Raw genomic sequence first — 16,086 nt, forward strand, 5'->3', positions numbered from 1 at the left:
GCTCCCTATAATTGAACGAGGTATTCCGGCGCGGCCATGACCAGCGTCAGCGCGGCGTAGATGCGGTTGTGCAGCGCGGCGTCGGTCTTGGCGGACATGGTGTCGATGGCGCCGCGGATCAGGCCCACGCTGGCGCTGCTCAGCTGTCCGGCCGCCAGCACCACGTTGATTTCGTCGACCAGCGCCTGGCCGTTGGCCGCCAGCGGCAGCAGGCTGCCGTAGTCCGGCAGCACGTCGCCGACGCCCTTGCTGACCGCGCGCTGCATGTAGTTGACGTAGCCGACCACCGAGGTCTCATTGGTCAGCTGGAACTCCGGGGCCACCAGCCCCGCCTTGGACACGGCGCTGTTGGGCGGCACGTAGCCGGGCCGGTAAAAGTTGAACACCGACGGCGAGCGCAGCGGGCTCTGGCCCAGCCTGCTGGACGCATCGCTGGTGTTGCCGATGGCCCAGGCGTCCGTGGCGGAGCTGGCGTTGTACGCGCGCGCCCAGCCGATGAAGCGCAGCATGGGCTCGCGCAGCTTGCCGGCGCCGGGCACGTTCAGGCTGTCGCCGCGCGCCTCGGGATCGAGCAGCAGCGCCCGCACCACCGCCGCCAGGTTGCCCTTGACGCCACGGCTGTCGCTGTTGAACACGGCGGCCACGCGCGCCACGTAGGCCGGCGAGGGATTGCTGGTCACCAGTTTCTGGATCAGCTGGCGGCTGATGAAGGGCGCCACGTTGGGATGGGCGTAGATGATGTCCAGCGCCGCTTTCAGCGCGTCGGCGCCGGACAGGCCGGCCGGCACGGTGCTGCCGAGGAAGGTGGAGGCGCCGGTCTCGTGCCGCTTGGCCACCTGCGCCATCGGCCGGCGCAGGAAGTCGGGCGTGTTGGCGTCCAAACCGGCCATGTCGAAGTCCCAGCCGGTGAACACGCGGGCCAGGCCGGTGATGTCGCTCAGGCCGTAGGTTTCCTTGGGCACGCCGTTGCTGTCCAGCTTGGGCGTGCCGTCGAGGTTCAACTGGATCAGGCCGATGCTGAACAGCTGCATCAGCTCGCGCGCGTAGTTTTCGTCGGGCAGGGCGCCGGTGGTGGGGTTCTGCTTGACGTTGCCGCGGAAAGTCAGGTACTGGCCCATCGGCGCGCTGGTCGAGATCGCGCCCAGCAGCGCGCGGTAATTGCCGAAGGCGTAGCCTTCCAGCAGGTCCAGGTAGGCCGCCGCCGAGAACGCGCGCCAGCCGGCGCCGACCAGTCCGTCAATCGCCACCACGCAGATTTCCGACAGCGCCAGCGTGACCCGCTGGCGCAGCGTGTCCGGCGCGCTGATCAGCTTGCGCCACGCGCAGGCGTCGAAACCGTTCTCGGAGTTGCGGTTGGCGAGGGCGTTGTAGCCCTTGGCGACCAGCCAGTCCCAGCGGTTGCCGGAACGCGGCGCGGCCAGCTGCGCGTCGATCCAGCCGGCGTAGCCCAGCGATTGCACTTTGGCGATCTCGGCGCGGTTGGCTCCCATCGAGGCCTGCGCCAGGAAGCGGGCGGCGGCGGCCGCGGTCGGTGTCGGGGTCATGACTGTGATCTCCAGGAAGGGCTCAGACATTGCTGTGTGGTAATTTATTCCGAGTCCGCTTGTTGTGCCATCGAAATTTTGTAACGAAGCATTTCGCTGCAACGTTTGCTTGATGGGATGGACACACTTTGCTCAGCAGGCTTGACGCCGTTTTCATGCATTTCGCGCCGTTCTGACGCATTTCGTCGCATCGCGCTCCGCGCCGGCGCCGCGCCCGGCATAGTGGCACCACCTTAACCAGCCAAGCGGAGCGAATCATGATTGCGCAAATCGTCAGCCACACACCTACCTACGTCTGGGCCTTGCTGGCCTTCCTGCTGTACCGTGGCGCGCTGGCCAGCCGCGACCGCGAGCTGGCGATGCGGGCGCTGTTCGTCATCCCGGCGGTGATGATCGGCCTGTCCTTGTCGAGCATGAGCGGACACGGCGCGCTGGGCGGCGGTGTCTGGGCGGTGTGGCTGCTGGGCGTGCTGGCCGGCGCGGTGGTGACGTGGCGGCTGGGCAGCGGCATCCCCGTTGTGGTCGACCGCGCCGCCGGCACCGTACTCCAGCGCGGCAGCTGGGCACCGTTGCTGCTGATGATCGCCATCTTCTGCACCAAGTACGCGGTGGCGGTGACCACGGCCATGCATCCCGAGCTGGCGCAGAACCCGGCGTTCGCCACGGCGGTGACCTTGTTGTTCGGCTTGTTCAACGGTGTGTTCGTCGGCCGCCTGGCGCGCTACGTGGCAGCCTGGATGGCCCAGCCGGAACCCGTCGCGGCTTAATGAATTTGCAAGTTTCCTTGTGGTGCGGGACAAGAGCTTCTACAATTCGCGACATCGATGAAATGTTGGAGTTGGCCTCATGACCATATTTGGAATTGGATTGCACGTGCTGGTGGCGATATTCTTCGCCGTCCACGTGATCCGCAGCGGACAGCAGATGTACTGGCTGATGATCTTGTTCATGTTTCCCGGACTGGGCAGCATCGTCTACTTCCTCGCCATCTACCTGCCGGACTCCCGCCTGAAGCACGGCGCCCGCAAGGTGGTGACGGCGGCGGCCCGCACGCTCGATCCGGGCCGCGAACTGCGCGAGGCGCGCGACGCCTACGCCTACACGCCGACCGCGCAGAACCAGATGCGCCTGGCCACCGCGCTGCTCGAGGCGGGCAACGCCGACGAGGCGGCCGCCACCTACGAAGCCTGCCTGCAGGGGCCGTTCTCGGGCGACCTGGAAATCCGCTTTGGCGCCGCGCGCGCCACGATGGCTTGCGGCCGCGCCGCCGCCGCGGTCACGCACCTGCAAACCATCCGCGCCGCCGACGCCAATTTCCGTGGCGAGCAAGTGTCGCTGCTGCTGGCCCAGGCGCTGGCCGCGGCCGGCCGCCAGGACGAGGCGAGGGCGGAGTTCGAGTTCGCGCTGGGCCGCTACAACAGCTTTGCCGCGCAGGCCGAGTTCGCGATCTGGGCGGCCGGCGTTGGCGATGCGGCACGTGCCAACCAGCTGCATGCCGAACTGCAGCGCACGATGGAACGCTGGACCCGCCACACCCGCGAGCTGAACCAGGAATTGATACGCCGCCTGAACGCGGCGATGGCCAACGTCAAGCGCTGATCATTTTTGCCGGGCGCTGTGGCCCGGGTTGTAGGCGCCGCCGGTCGCGGCGATAGCCTGGTTGAGTTTGGCCATGGTCTCGGCTGGCACGTCCTTGCTGCACAGGATGTAGCGCTTCATCCCCGGCGGCATGTCGGGGAAATCGCGGCGCACCGCCGTCTGCGGCGTGGTTTCGCGCGCACGGAAATAGTCCCAATCCTCGCGGTCCACAAACATGAACGAGGCGCGGCCCACCGTGAGCATCCGCATCATCAGCGTGGCCTCCACCGTGCGGCTCATGATGCGGTTCTTGCTGCCCTTGATCATCTGGTCCAGCGCCGGGCCGTAGGACACGCCGTCCACCAGGCCCAGCGTCAGCTCGGGATCGTTCAGCAGCGAGCTCAGCGTGGGATGCGCGGCCACCTTGTCCACATAGGCCGGCGCGATCAGCACGCTTTGCGGCAGGTCTTCATGGATGGCGGCGGTGAACTGCGCGACCTCCTCGCGCTCGGGCAGCCGGTACCAGCTGATCGAGCAGTAGTTCCTGGCGCCGTGCTTGAAATTGGCCCAGATGCGCTTTTGCGGCTCGGTGATGAACTGCGCGGGGACGCCGGCGACATTGAAGATATTCTTCACGCGCTCCAGCAGGAATCCCTTGGGCTCGCCGTTCTCCTGGTAGTGATAGGGCGGCTTGTCGCGCCAGACCACCGTCAGCGGCTGCGGTGCGCACCAGGCGCTGCCGCCCGAAAGCACCGTCGCGGCAAGAAGACTACTTTGAAAAAAGGCACGGAAGGTCATGCGCCGATTATAGGGCCATCCGCTGTGCCAAAACCATAAGTGTGGCAAACTGTTGCTCCTTTGATAAATGGGAGACCCATGAACGCCTTGTTGCCCGCCTTTGTCGCCGCCAGCGACGTCATCGATTTTCACCATCCGGACGTGGAGCGCCTGGCGCGCTCGCTGCGGGCCGACACGCCGCGCGCGACGGCGCAGCGCTGCTTCGAATGGGTGCGCGACCGCATCGAGCACAGCATCGATTACCAGCGCGACGAGGTCAGCTGCGATGCATCCCAGGCGCTGGCGCTGGGCACCGGCCTGTGCATGGCCAAGAGCCATCTGCTGGTGGCGCTGTTGCGCGCCAACGGTATTCCGTCCGGCTTCTGCTACCAGCGGTTGACGCTGCGCGACGCCGGCTCGCCGTTCTGCACGCACGCCCTGGTGGCGGTCTGGCTGGAGGAGGGCGGCTGGTATCGCTGCGATGCGCGCGGCAACAAGGCAACCGTGCATTGCGAGTTCACGCCGGGCGCGGAGAACCTGGCCTTCCCGGTGGTGACGCCGGGCGAGCAGCTGTATCCGCAGGTGTGGGCGCAGCCCTGGCCCGAGCTGGTGCGCCGCATGCGCGAACTGCCGTCGATCGCGGCTTATTGCGCGGCGCCGATCGACGCCGCGCCGCCGCAAGACGGCGTGGCGATCACGCTGGGATGACGGCGCCGTCGAGGCCGTGGCGCGTGATGACGCCGTGGCTGTCGATGGCGATCCAGCCGCCGCGTGGCGGCGTGGCATCCGGCTCCCAGTCCGGCAGCACGTAGCGGCGCTTGCCATCGACGATGTGCAGGGCGGGGCGGTGGGTATGGCCGTGGATCATGACGTCGGTGCCGGTGGCGGCGAACACGTCGCGGATCGCCTGCGGCGTCACGTCCATGATCTCGTAGGACTTGGTGCCCTGGTCCTTGCGGCTGTTCTCGCGCATGCCGGCGATGATGGCCTTGCGCTGCGCCAGCGGCATTGCCACGAACTGCTGCTGCCACGCGGGCTGCCGGACCATGGCGCGGAATTCCATGTACTTGACGTCCTCGGTGCACTGGGCGTCGCCGTGCAGCACCACCAGGCGCTGGCCGCCGATCTCGGTCACGTGGGTTTCCGGCAGCAGGGTCAGGCCCGCCGCGGCGGCGAACTGCGCGCCGACCAGGAAATCGCGGTTGCCGGCGATCCAGTAGACGGCCACGCCCGCATCGCTCACGCTGCGCAGCGCGGCAATGATCCGTTGATGGAAGGGATCGCTGATGTCGTCGTCGCCGGCCCAGTATTCAAACAGGTCGCCAAGCAGGTACAACTGCTGCGCGCGCCGCGCGTGCCGCTCCAGGAAGTCGAAGAACGCCGTGCTGGTGGCGGGATGCGCGGGCTGCAGGTGCAGGTCGGAGATGAACAGCGCGCAGGCCTGGCCCGCGCGCATGTTGGCGTCGCTCATTAATTAAGCGGCCAGTTCGATCTTCTCGATGATGATGTCTTCCGCAGGCACGTCGGCGAACATGCCGCTGCGGGTGGTCTTGACCTTCTTGATGGCGTCAACCACTTCGGTGCCTTCGATGACTTTGCCGAACACGGCGTAGCCCCAGCCGTCCTGGCCTGGGTAGTCCAGGAAGGAGTTGTTCTTCACGTTGATGAAGAACTGGGCCGATGCCGAGTGCGGCGCCGAGGTGCGGGCCATGGCCAGCGTGTAGGTGTCGTTCTTCAGGCCGTTCTTGGCTTCGTTTTCGACGGTCTCGTCGGCTGGCTTCTGCTTCATGCCTGGCTCGAAACCGCCGCCCTGGATCATGAAGCCGTCGATCACGCGGTGGAAGATGGTGTTGGTGTAGTGGCCGGCTTCCATGTACTTCAGGAAGTTGGCTACCGATTTAGGCGCTTTCTCGTCGTTCAGTTCGACGGTCATGTTGCCCTTGTTGGTGGTGATGATTACGTTGGTCATGTTGTTATCCTGAGTAGTGGTAAAAATTACATCCGAAATACGGCAGGCCGCTATTTTACAGTTTTGGCTGGATTGGGGTCTTCAAAATCGTCGCCGACTTGATCACGACGGGGATCACCGGGATGTTCTGGAAGATGCCCTTGTCATCAACCAGCACGCCCTTGATCTTGTCAACCACCTCCTGGCCCTTGATCACCTTGCCGAACACCGTGTAGCCGAAGCCGTCGCGGCCGGGGTAGTTCAGGGCGTCGTTGTCGGCCACGTTGATGAAGAACTGCGAGGTCGCCGAGTTGGGATCGCCGGTGCGGGCCATGGCCAGCGTGTAGGTGTTGTTGGTCAGGCCGTTCTGCGATTCGATCGGCACCGGCGGGTTGGTTTTCTTTTGCTTGAGCTTCTCGTCGAAGCCGCCGCCCTGGATCATGAAGCCGTCGATCACGCGGTGGAAGATGGTGCCCTTGTAGAAGCCGGATTTCACGTAGGTCAGGAAGTTGTCGACCGACTTGGGCGCCTTGTCGTGGTTCAGCTCGACCACGATGTCGCCCATCGAGGTCTTGATTTCCACTTGCGGCGTGGGATTGGCCGGGGCCGGCGTGGCCGCCAGCGCGGCGCCGGACAGGGCGACGCCGGCAAATAAGGTCATCAGTTTGGCGAACAGTGATGGCTGGGTTTGGTGCATTGTTGCTTCCTCGTGGTGGTTTAAACTGGCTGACTTGCCAAAAATCCTCAGTCAGATTGGGTCTATGCTGTTTTTATCAATGCTATACTTGTTCATTCTACCCCTTAGAAGGTGGAAAGAATAACACCCGAGTGTCAGCCGGTCTCCAATGCGATACGACGAATGCCAGGTGCGCGCCCACTGCGCCGCGCCCGGTTCTCGTATTGCCCGGGGCCGCGGCACGCGCTTAAAAGAGAATACGCAAGAGCCCGATGAGCAATTTAAAGATTTACAACACGCTGGCGCGTGACAAGCAGACATTCGTACCCATCGAGGCAGGCAAAGTCCGCATGTACGTCTGCGGCATGACCATCTACGACTACTGCCACATCGGCCACGCCCGCATGATGATGGCGTTCGACGTGATGTACCGCTGGCTGATGGCCTCCGGCTACGAGGTCACGTACGCGCGCAACATCACCGACATCGACGACAAGATCATCAAGCGCGCGGTCGAGAACGGCGAGACCATCTCGCAGCTGACCACCCGCTTCACCCGCTACATGGACGAGGACACCGGCGCGCTGGGCATCCTGCCGGCCACGCTGGTGCCGCGCGCCACCGAATACGTGCCGCAGATGCTGGCGCTGATCGAGACGCTGGAATCGAAGGACCTGGCCTACCAGGGCGCGGACGGCGACGTCAACTACGCGGTGCGCAACTTCCCCAACTACGGCAAGCTGTCCGGCAAGTCGCTCGACGACCTGCGCGCCGGCGAGCGCGTCGACGTCAACACCGGCAAGCGCGATCCGCTGGACTTCGTGTTGTGGAAGGCCTCCAAGGAGTCCGAGCCGGACGAGGTCAAGTGGGATTCCAAGTGGGGCAAGGGCCGCCCGGGCTGGCACATCGAGTGCTCGGCCATGTGCTCGGCGCTGCTGGGCGAGCACTTCGACATCCACGGCGGCGGCGCGGACCTGCAGTTCCCGCACCACGAAAACGAGATCGCCCAGTCGGAAGGCGCGTTCGGCCACACCATGGTCAACTACTGGGTGCACAATGGCTTCGTGCGCGTGGATAACGAGAAGATGTCCAAATCGCTGGGCAACTTCTTCACCATCCGCGACGTGCTCAAGAAGTACGACGCCGAAGTGGTGCGCTTCTTCATCCTGCGCGCCCACTACCGCAGCCCGCTGAACTACTCGGACGCCCACCTGGACGACGCCCGCGTCGCGCTGACCCGCCTGTACACCGCGCTGGACGGCGTGGAAGGCGACGGCCTGCCGCTGGACTGGAGCGAGCCGTACGCGGTGCGCTTCGCCGAGGCGATGGACGACGACTTCAACACGCCGGTCGCGCTGGCCGTGCTGTTCGACCTGGCGAGCGAGCTCAATAAATCGAAATCGCCGGCCGTGGCGCGCCAGCTGAAGGCATTGGCCGGCGTGATCGGCCTGCTGGCCCGCACGCCGCAGCAGTTCCGCCAGGCCGCCGTCGGCGACACCGACGCCTCCGGCGACGCCGCCATCGACGAGCAGATCGCCAAGCGCATCGAAGCCAAGAAGGCGCGCAACTTCGCCGAATCGGACAAGATCCGCGCCGAGCTGCTGGCGGCCGGCATCATCCTCGAAGACAAGCCTGACGGCACGACCAACTGGCGCCGCGCATAATGGTCACCGCCAAGGATAACGAGGGCGCAGGCGGCCCGGTATCGGCCGTGCCGCCGTACTGGGAAGAGGCCAAGATCGAGCTCATGAAGCGGGACCGCATCATGAAAAAGCTGATCCCGCAATTTGGCGACCTGCACCTGGTCGGCCATGACGACCCGTTTACCACCTTGGCGCGTTCCATCGTCGGCCAGCAAGTGACCACCAAGGCGGCCGACACCGCCTGGAAAAAACTGCTCCAGGTCAGTCCGAAGTGCACGCCGGCGCAGATCATCAAGGCCGGCGCCGAGCAATTGGCGGGCTGCGGCCTGTCCAAGCGCAAGACCGAATACATCCTCGACCTGGCCGACCACTTCAAGAACAAGCGCGTCCACACCAGCCAGTGGGACCAGATGGATGACGAAGCCGTCATCGCCGAGCTGGTGCAGATCCGCGGCATCGGCCGCTGGACAGCCGAGATGTTTTTGATATTTAATCTGCTGCGGCCCAACGTTTTGCCGCTCGACGACCCCGGCCTGATCCAGGGCATCAGCCAGAATTATTTTTCCGGCGAACCTGTCTCCCGCAGCGATGCGCGCGAGGTGTCGGCCAATTGGGAGCCCTGGCGCACGGTCGCCACCTGGTACTTATGGCGTAGCCTGGACCCGGTTGCTGTAGAATAGATGCTCTAATCGCTGTGCGAGGCATTTTTGTGCCCGCATGGCTGAGAATAAACACGGAGGTACAATGACCAAAACGACTTTCCTCAACTTTGAGCAACCGATCGCCGAACTCGATGGCAAAATCGAAGAGCTGCGTTTCGTGCAGGACGATTCGGCTGTCGACATCTCTGAGGAGATCGACCGTCTGGCCAAAAAAAGCCAGCAACTGACCAAAGACATCTACGCCAAGCTGACCCCCTGGCAGGTCGCGCAGATCGCGCGCCACCCGCAGCGTCCATACACCATGGACTATGTGAATGAAATCTTCACCGACTTCCACGAACTGCACGGCGACCGCAGCTATGCGGACGACCTGTCCGTGGTGGGCGGCCTGGCGCGCTTCAACGGCCAGGCTTGCATGGTCATCGGCCACCAGAAGGGCCGCGACACCAAAGAACGCGCCATGCGCAACTTCGGCATGCCGAAGCCGGAAGGCTACCGCAAGGCCATGCGCCTGATGAAGCTGGCCGAGAAGTTCGGCATCCCGATCTTCACCTTTGTCGATACCCCGGGCGCGTTCCCCGGCATCGACGCGGAAGAGCGCGGCCAATCGGAAGCGATCGGCCACAACCTGTATGTGATGGCGGAACTGAAAGTGCCGCTGATCGCCACCATCATCGGCGAAGGCGGCTCCGGCGGCGCGCTGGCGATCGCGGTCGGCGATGCGGTGCTGATGCTGCAATACGCGACCTACTCGGTGATCTCGCCGGAAGGCTGCGCTTCGATCCTGTGGAAGACCTCCGAGCGCGCCGCCGATGCGGCCGAAGCGCTGGGCCTGACCGCGCACCGCCTGAAGGCCATGGGCCTGATCGACAAGATCGTCAGCGAGCCGCTGGGCGGCGCGCACCGCGATCCGAAGCAGATGGCCACGCTGCTCAAGCGCGCGCTGGCCGATTCGCTGCGCCAGTTCCACGGCATGAAGACCAAGGACCTGCTGGAAGCGCGTCACGAAAAGCTGATGAGCTACGGTAAGTTCAAAGAAACCACGCCGCAAGAGTAATCGCGCGCGGCACGACACCACGACCGGGGGCCCTTGCCCCCGGTTTGCATTTTGGAGCAGCAATTGAAGAAGCAACAGATCCCGACCTTGTCCTCAACCTTCGAACAGGCCGTCACGGCGGCGCTGGCGCAGCAGGGGCAGGGCGCTCCACGCATGGCCGTGGCCCTCAGCGGCGGCCTCGACTCGTCGGCGCTGCTCCACCTGGCGCAGGCCTACGCGCAGGCGCATGGCGTGGCCTTGTACGCCTTCCACGTCCACCACGGCCTCAGCGCCAATGCCGACGCCTGGCTGGCGCACTGCGAGCAAGCCTGCGCCGCGCTCGGTGTCACCTTCGAAGCGCGCCGCGTGCAGCTGGCCAACCAGCAGAAGAGCGGCACCGAGGCGGCTGCCCGCAAGGTGCGCTACGCCGCGCTGGGCGCGCTGTGCGCCGCGCACGAGGTCAAGCTGCTGCTGACCGCGCACCACCTCGACGACCAGGCCGAGACCGTGCTGCTGCAACTGCTGCGCGGCTCCGGCCCGGCTGGCCTGTCCGGCATGGATGCCGCCAACGCCGCGCCCGAGCTGCTGGCCAATCCCGGCCTGGTGATGGCGCGTCCGTTGCTGCCGGCCTCGCGCAAGCAACTGGCCGCGTATGTTGCCGAACACAACATCGCCTACATCAATGATGAATCCAACGACGACCCGCGCTTCGCCCGCAACGCGCTGCGCCACAAGGTGATGCCGGCGCTGGACGAGGCCTTCCCCGGCTACCAGGAACGCTTCGCGCGCAGCGCCCAGCACGCGCAATCGGCACAGCGCCTGCTGACCGAGCTGGCGCAGCAGGACCTGGCGCTGTGCCTGGTCGACGACTGCATCGACATCGCCAAGCTGCGCATGCTCAGCCTGGACCGCGGCTACAACATGCTGCGCCACTGGTTCGGCACCCGCCAGCTGCGCATGCCGAGCGCGGCGTGGCTGGCCGAGATGGTGGCCCAGCTGCTGGAAGCGCGCGACGGTGCTCAGCCGCTGGTCACCCATCCCGACTGCCACGTCCGCCGCCATCGCGACCGCCTGCACATCACGCCCAAGCTGGCCGACCTGGAGGGCACGCGCGAAGACGAGTTCGACAAGACGCCGGGCACCACCTTCCACTGGAACGGCGAAACCGAGCTGCCCTTTCCGGCCTACGGCGGCGTGTTGCATTTCGACCGCGCCGGCGAAGGCGAGGGCGGCCTGGACGCGGACTGGCTGCGCGGCCAGCCCCTGCTGATCGAATTCCGCAAGGGCGGCGAGCGCCTCAAGCCGGCCCACAACCGGCCGACGCGCGGACTCAAGTATCATTACCAGGCGCTGGACATTCCGGCCTGGGAGCGCTCGCGCCTGCCCGTGGTGAGCGCCGGCAAGCAAGTGCTGTTCGCGGCCGGGGTGGGCATGGACTGCAACCATCTGGTGGATGAAGGCGCTTCACGCTGGCGGCTGCGTTGGCAGGCTGTATAGACAATCGGGCTCATGTGCCGAATTTTGTATGTAGATATGTCTATTCGGTATGACATTATGAGTTTTTTGACTTGTTATTTTGCAGTGCGGCATGTAGAGTTAAGGGTTCCATTTACCTTTATTTGAGCGGAAAACTCACTGTTATGGCTTTAATCGTGCACAAATACGGCGGTACGTCGATGGGTTCGACGGACCGTATCAAGAACGTGGCGCGGCGTGTCGCCAAGTGGCATGACGCCGGGCACCGCATCGTCGTCGTACCGTCGGCCATGTCCGGCGAGACCAATCGCCTGATCGCGCTGGCCAAGGAAATCCAGGCCCAGCCGGATCCACGCGAGCTGGACATGATCGCCTCCACCGGCGAGCAAGTGTCGGTCGGCCTGCTGTCGATGGCGCTGCTGGCGATCGGCAAAAAGGCCGTGTCCTACGCCGGCTGGCAAGTCGCGATTAAAACCGATTCCGCTTTCACCAAGGCCCGCATCCAGTCGATCGACAACGAGAAGGTCAACCGCGACCTGGACGACGGCAAGATCGTCATCATCACCGGCTTCCAGGGCGTGGACGAGGACGGCAACATCGCCACCCTCGGCCGTGGCGGCTCGGACACCTCCGCCGTGGCGATCGCCGCCGCGATGAAGGCCGACGAATGCCTGATCTTCACCGACGTTGACGGCGTCTACACGACCGATCCGCGCGTGGTGTCGGAAGCGCGCCGCCTGAAGGCGATCACGTTCGAGGAAATGCTGGAACTGGCGTCGCTGGGCTCGAAAGTGCTGCAGACCCGCTCGGTGGAATTCGCCGGCAACTACCGCGTGCCGACCCGCGTCCTGTCGTCGCTGACCGACCCAATGCTGGACCTGGAAGTAGAAGCCAACTCGGGCACCCTGATTTCGTTTGAGGAAGACACACACATGGAACAAGCAGTCATCTCCGGTATCGCGTTCAACCGCGATGAGGCCAAAATCACCGTGCTGGGCGTGCCAGACCGTCCAGGCGTGGCGTACCACATCCTGGGCCCGGTGGCCGACGCCAACATCGAAGTCGACATGATCATACAGAATCAGTCGGTCGACGGTAAAACGGACTTCACCTTCACCGTCTCGCGCAACGACTACCAGCGCGCCATCGACGTGCTCAACAGCACCAAGGCGGAACTGGGCGCGGCCAGCATCACCGGCGACGCCAAGGTCTCGAAGATCTCGGTGGTGGGCGTGGGCATGCGCTCGCACGTGGGTGTGGCTTCGCAGATGTTCCGCACGCTGTCGGAAGAGGGCATCAACATCATGATGATCTCCACGTCCGAGATCAAGATTTCGGTGCTGATCGACGAAAAATACATGGAACTGGCCGTCCGCGCGCTGCACAAGGCGTTCGAACTGGAGAAGGCATAAATTTTTCGAAAAAATATCGTCAGGTAGCCTTGACCAAAGTGGTCTCGCTCTATACTATGACGGTCGTCTGCTCTAGCGCAGTTTGGTAGAAAAGACATAGTTGAGTAATCGACTAGGAGACGTGGCCGAGTGGCCGAAGGCACATCCCTGCTAAGGATGCATACGGCTTATACCTGTATCGTGGGTTCGAATCCCACCGTCTCCGCCAGAACAAGAAAAAGAGCCCCAGTGATGGGGCTCTTTTTTTTTGATTTGCATTCCCCATAGTGAGCTCGCTTGATTTCTGTCCGGTGGCCCGATAGGAAAAGCGACGCCGGTTGCCGTGATTACTCCTTAGGAAGCTGGGCGTTCAACATGATCACCTCGAGGCAGTCCGTCATGGCCGTCTGCACTCTTGCTGCCGGGTCCCAGTTCTTCGATTCGTAGGTGCGGTACTCCGGGCTTGGAGGCGCCGGCTCCGGTGTCCCCGGGGGCTGGTAAAACGTTGGGGGTAACACCGGGACCACACTTGTGTTGCCGACAAACTGTGCAACGGTTGCACCGGAAACGCAAGGGGTCCGGGAAAATCGCCATAAGATGAAGCCACCGCGCGGCGCGCCACTCGTGGTAGAGCTAACCGAAACCGATTGCAGACCGGGAGTGTCGGCGCCAACGTCTTCAGGCGAGTAAGTACATTGCCTCAAGGAGCCATATTCCGCGCAGTCCGATAGTAATAATTTCCGCGAGCTGTGTTGCTGCACGTGTTCCAGCGTGATCTCGCGTGGATGGGCTGCATAGTAGACGGCCGTCTTCAGCGCGTCCTCCGGCACGAATGCGGCGTGGTCTTCCTCGCCACCATAGACAGCCCCGTGCATCGATAAGAGCACCATAGCTCCACATGCGGAAGCGGATCGAATTATTCGCATAGAAAACTCTTAGCTGTAGTCGTTGATAAGAGTATAGACCTCATCATATTCGTGCTACCTGAGCGAGGGGCATGTCGAAGGTAGATAGGAACGTAGATAGACCTTCTTCTTTTGTCTTTTTCACTCTTGGGGGGGGGCGGACCCCGTCTCCGCCAGAATCAGACAAAAAGCCCTTGAGATTCAAGGGCTTTTTGTTTTTCCGGGCTGTTGGTGCACGCACTGTCCACAAACAGGCAGTTCCCTGCAAACCATCGCCCAGCGCCACCAAGTCCAGTTCTGCCTTGCGGGCCTTTGGGAACATTTCGGACTCTTCTTCTTTTACGTGATGATCGATCTGCTCGGATAGCACCTTGATTTTGGCGTCATATAAATCTTCGCCTGGCTTCGTGTTGAGGATGAGGAGACGCGGAGGTCCAGCCTCCGCGATGCAATTACTTGGACTTGGAACCGGGCGCAGGCTTGGCGGACGTGCTTTTGTTGCCCGACGATGTAGATTGGCTATTGCCAGAACTGGCGGACTTGTTGCCGGTGCTTTTTGCGCCTTTGGCTTCTTCCAATTTGCTGTTGCCGCCGTTTTTGCCGCCTTGGGTGGGTTTGCTCATGATGATCTCCAAAAGATTAAGTCGAACATTCGGCGCTAACTCTGCCTTGATTTCATCTTAGTTGACGCATCCAACGTTGGTGTAGGAGCACCTCTCATCGCGGTGTAGGTGGCTGGATGGCCGAAGCCGCTATCGAACGGAGTGTGCGAACTGATAAAAATTTCATTTTGACGGGCAATCATCCTACGCCGGCACCAGTGCGCGACTTATGACGATAGCGTCCGATTCCGCAAAGAATGGAACCACCGCCGAGCTGTAACACGCTGCGCGGCGGCCCCTACTACCGAGAGGAGATCATCATGACGGCATCAAATCAAAGCGGCAATAAAACGAGCGACACCAGCAAATCCCACACGGAGCAATCGGCCGCGTCCAAGCAGAGCGGTGCGAGCGGTTCCAAGGGCAGCGCCGAACTTGACAAGCAGGGAACCCAGTCCCGCTCGGCGGGGCACCGGCAGTCGCATAGCGGCGGCAACAGCCAGTCCGGCGGCAAGAACGATGGCGCCGACGGTCGCGGCACCGGATCGCGTTCGAAATAAGCGAGCGCCGGCGCCGCGCCTTGGCGGCCCTGGCTTTTATCCCGTCCGTCCGGCCGCCAGCCGGGCGGGTTTCTTGAGCCCTCTGGAGATCCCATGCGTGCACTAGTCTATCATTCCGCCCACGACGTGAAAGTCGATACCGTACCCGATCCGGTGCTGCAGCAACCGGACGACATCATCCTCAAGATCACCGCCACCGCGATCTGCGGCTCCGACCTCCACCTGTATCGAGGTAAGGTGCCCGGCATGAAAGAAGGCGATATCATGGGCCACGAATTCATGGGCGAGGTTGTCGAGGCCGGCCCCGGCGTCACCCACCTGAAAAAGGGCGATCGCGTGGTGGTGCCGTTTGTGATCGCCTGCGGCAGTTGCTTCTTCTGTGACATCAAACTCTATTCCGCCTGCGAGACGACCAATCCGGACCGCGGCACGATCATGAACAAGAAATCGCTCCTTTCCGGCGCGGCCCTGTTCGGGTTCAGCCATATGTATGGAGGCGTGCCGGGTGGCCAGGCGGAATTTGTGCGCGTGCCCAAGGCCAATGTCGGGCCGATCAGGATACCCGACACGCTGGAAGACGAAAAAGTACTTTTCCTGAGCGATATCCTGCCGACCGGCTACCAGGCCGTGCTGAACGCAGGCGTTGGTCCGGGCTCGAGCTTGGCCATTTTCGGCGCCGGCCCGGTGGGGCAGATGGCGGCCGCCAGCGCGCGTATGCTGGGTGCCGAGAAGATCTTCATGGTTGACCATCATGGCTATCGGCTTGATTTCGCTCGTCTCACCTACGGCGTTATCCCGATTAATTTCGACGACGTCGACGCGGCCGAGTTCATCATTGAAAACACCAACCATCGTGGTGTCGATGCGGTTGTCGATGCGGTCGGCTTCGAAGCGAAAGGCAGTGCGCTGGAAACCGCGTTGACGGCGATGAAGCTCGAAGGCAGCAGTGGCCAAGCGTTGCGCCAATGCATAGCGGCGGTCCGGCGTGGCGGCACCGTCAGCGTGCCGGGCGTCTACGCCGGCTTTATTCATGGCTTCCTGTTTGGTGATGCGTTCGAGAAGGGTATCGGTTTCAAAACCGGTCAGACACATGTGCAGCGCTTCATGCCAGAGTTGCTCAAGTTCATCGAGGAAGGCAAGCTCACGCCGGAGGCGATCATCTCGCACCGTATGACGCTTGAAAGCGCTGCTGAGGGCTACAAGATGTTCGATAAAAAAGAAGACGATTGCCGCAAGATTGTGCTGCTCCCTTGAGCCTGAAGGCTGACCTGGTTTTGACCATTGAGCG

Annotated in this window: 16 protein-coding genes, 1 tRNA gene and 1 pseudogene; 11 read left to right on the forward strand and 7 right to left on the reverse strand. The window is 63.0% G+C overall.

What is annotated here, in order from left to right; translation table 11 throughout:
• Window positions 1-5 precede the first annotated feature (5 nt).
• Window positions 6-1,544 (reverse strand): DUF1800 domain-containing protein, encoded by a 1,539-nt coding sequence (locus tag GTP90_RS04765; RefSeq protein ID WP_161082414.1) that lies wholly within the window; start codon window positions 1,542-1,544, stop codon window positions 6-8.
• A gap of 179 nt (window positions 1,545-1,723) precedes the next feature.
• On the opposite strand from GTP90_RS04765, the gene GTP90_RS04770 reads away from it, so the two are divergent.
• Together GTP90_RS04770 and GTP90_RS04775 are read left to right on the forward strand one after the other, a co-directional pair.
• Window positions 1,724-2,311: a DUF6622 family protein gene (locus tag GTP90_RS04770; protein WP_371875023.1), complete on the forward strand. Its 588-nt coding sequence runs from the start codon at window positions 1,724-1,726 to the stop codon at window positions 2,309-2,311.
• 79 nt (window positions 2,312-2,390) lie between these two features.
• The gene (locus tag GTP90_RS04775) at window positions 2,391-3,143 is read left to right on the forward strand and encodes a tetratricopeptide repeat protein (protein WP_161082415.1); all 753 of its coding nucleotides are present in this window, start codon (window positions 2,391-2,393) and stop codon (window positions 3,141-3,143) included.
• Here the strand turns inward: GTP90_RS04775 and GTP90_RS04780 are convergent, their stop codons facing one another.
• Entirely contained in the window at window positions 3,144-3,920 is a 777-nt protein-coding gene (locus tag GTP90_RS04780) for a substrate-binding periplasmic protein (protein ID WP_161082416.1), read from the reverse strand.
• Between the two features lie 78 nt (window positions 3,921-3,998).
• Here GTP90_RS04780 and GTP90_RS04785 point away from each other — a divergent pair, with 78 nt between their 5' ends.
• Window positions 3,999-4,607 carry a transglutaminase-like domain-containing protein gene (locus tag GTP90_RS04785; protein ID WP_161082417.1) on the forward strand — a complete coding sequence of 203 codons (609 nt, stop codon included), beginning with the start codon at window positions 3,999-4,001 and terminating at the stop codon, window positions 4,605-4,607.
• Here GTP90_RS04785 and GTP90_RS04790 read toward each other — a convergent pair.
• From GTP90_RS04790 to GTP90_RS04800, 3 genes are read right to left on the reverse strand one after another with little or no spacing between them, the layout of a single operon-like run.
• Complete coding sequence (locus GTP90_RS04790; protein WP_161082418.1) at window positions 4,594-5,370, reverse strand: UDP-2,3-diacylglucosamine diphosphatase; 777 nt, start codon at window positions 5,368-5,370, stop codon at window positions 4,594-4,596. The genes GTP90_RS04785 and GTP90_RS04790 overlap by 14 nt on opposite strands.
• Window positions 5,371-5,373: 3 nt before the next feature.
• The gene (locus GTP90_RS04795; RefSeq protein ID WP_161082419.1) at window positions 5,374-5,868 is read right to left on the reverse strand and encodes a peptidylprolyl isomerase; all 495 of its coding nucleotides are present in this window, start codon (window positions 5,866-5,868) and stop codon (window positions 5,374-5,376) included.
• A 55-nt stretch (window positions 5,869-5,923) separates the two neighbouring features.
• Complete coding sequence (locus GTP90_RS04800; protein ID WP_161082420.1) at window positions 5,924-6,544, reverse strand: peptidylprolyl isomerase; 621 nt, start codon at window positions 6,542-6,544, stop codon at window positions 5,924-5,926.
• 251 nt (window positions 6,545-6,795) lie between these two features.
• Between GTP90_RS04800 and cysS the strand changes: the two genes are divergently transcribed.
• The 6 genes from cysS to GTP90_RS04830 all read left to right on the forward strand — a co-directional run bounded on the left by cysS (window position 6,796) and on the right by GTP90_RS04830 (window position 12,960).
• Window positions 6,796-8,187 carry a cysteine--tRNA ligase gene (gene cysS / locus GTP90_RS04805; protein WP_161082421.1) on the forward strand — a complete coding sequence of 464 codons (1,392 nt, stop codon included), beginning with the start codon at window positions 6,796-6,798 and terminating at the stop codon, window positions 8,185-8,187.
• Window positions 8,187-8,846: a DNA-3-methyladenine glycosylase family protein gene (locus GTP90_RS04810; protein WP_117009955.1), complete on the forward strand. Its 660-nt coding sequence runs from the start codon at window positions 8,187-8,189 to the stop codon at window positions 8,844-8,846. The genes cysS and GTP90_RS04810 overlap by 1 nt, the downstream gene beginning before the upstream one ends.
• Before the next feature lie 64 nt (window positions 8,847-8,910).
• Window positions 8,911-9,885 carry an acetyl-CoA carboxylase carboxyltransferase subunit alpha gene (locus tag GTP90_RS04815; RefSeq protein WP_117009956.1) on the forward strand — a complete coding sequence of 325 codons (975 nt, stop codon included), beginning with the start codon at window positions 8,911-8,913 and terminating at the stop codon, window positions 9,883-9,885.
• A gap of 63 nt (window positions 9,886-9,948) precedes the next feature.
• Window positions 9,949-11,361 (forward strand): tRNA lysidine(34) synthetase TilS, encoded by a 1,413-nt coding sequence (tilS, locus tag GTP90_RS04820; RefSeq protein ID WP_161082422.1) that lies wholly within the window; start codon window positions 9,949-9,951, stop codon window positions 11,359-11,361.
• A gap of 143 nt (window positions 11,362-11,504) precedes the next feature.
• Window positions 11,505-12,752: an aspartate kinase gene (locus GTP90_RS04825; protein ID WP_161082423.1), complete on the forward strand. Its 1,248-nt coding sequence runs from the start codon at window positions 11,505-11,507 to the stop codon at window positions 12,750-12,752.
• 115 nt (window positions 12,753-12,867) lie between these two features.
• Window positions 12,868-12,960, forward strand: a tRNA-Ser gene (locus GTP90_RS04830).
• Window positions 12,961-13,700: 740 nt separating this feature from the next.
• On the opposite strand, the pseudogene GTP90_RS36805 reads toward GTP90_RS04830, so the two are convergent.
• Together GTP90_RS36805 and GTP90_RS04835 are read right to left on the reverse strand one after the other, a co-directional pair.
• Window positions 13,701-14,039, reverse strand: a pseudogene (locus GTP90_RS36805) (hypothetical protein); the annotation flags it as partial.
• Between the two features lie 49 nt (window positions 14,040-14,088).
• Window positions 14,089-14,259 (reverse strand): hypothetical protein, encoded by a 171-nt coding sequence (locus GTP90_RS04835; protein ID WP_161082424.1) that lies wholly within the window; start codon window positions 14,257-14,259, stop codon window positions 14,089-14,091.
• A 299-nt stretch (window positions 14,260-14,558) separates the two neighbouring features.
• On the opposite strand from GTP90_RS04835, the gene GTP90_RS04840 reads away from it, so the two are divergent.
• Entirely contained in the window at window positions 14,559-14,798 is a 240-nt protein-coding gene (locus GTP90_RS04840) for a hypothetical protein (RefSeq protein ID WP_161082425.1), read from the forward strand.
• A 93-nt stretch (window positions 14,799-14,891) separates the two neighbouring features.
• Window positions 14,892-16,052, forward strand: a complete 1,161-nt coding sequence (locus GTP90_RS04845) for a zinc-dependent alcohol dehydrogenase (RefSeq protein ID WP_161082426.1) — start codon at window positions 14,892-14,894, stop codon at window positions 16,050-16,052.
• Window positions 16,053-16,086 lie beyond the last annotated feature (34 nt).

The sequence above is a fragment of the Duganella vulcania genome (assembly GCF_009857655.1).
GTDB lineage: Bacteria > Pseudomonadota > Gammaproteobacteria > Burkholderiales > Burkholderiaceae_D > Rugamonas > Rugamonas vulcania.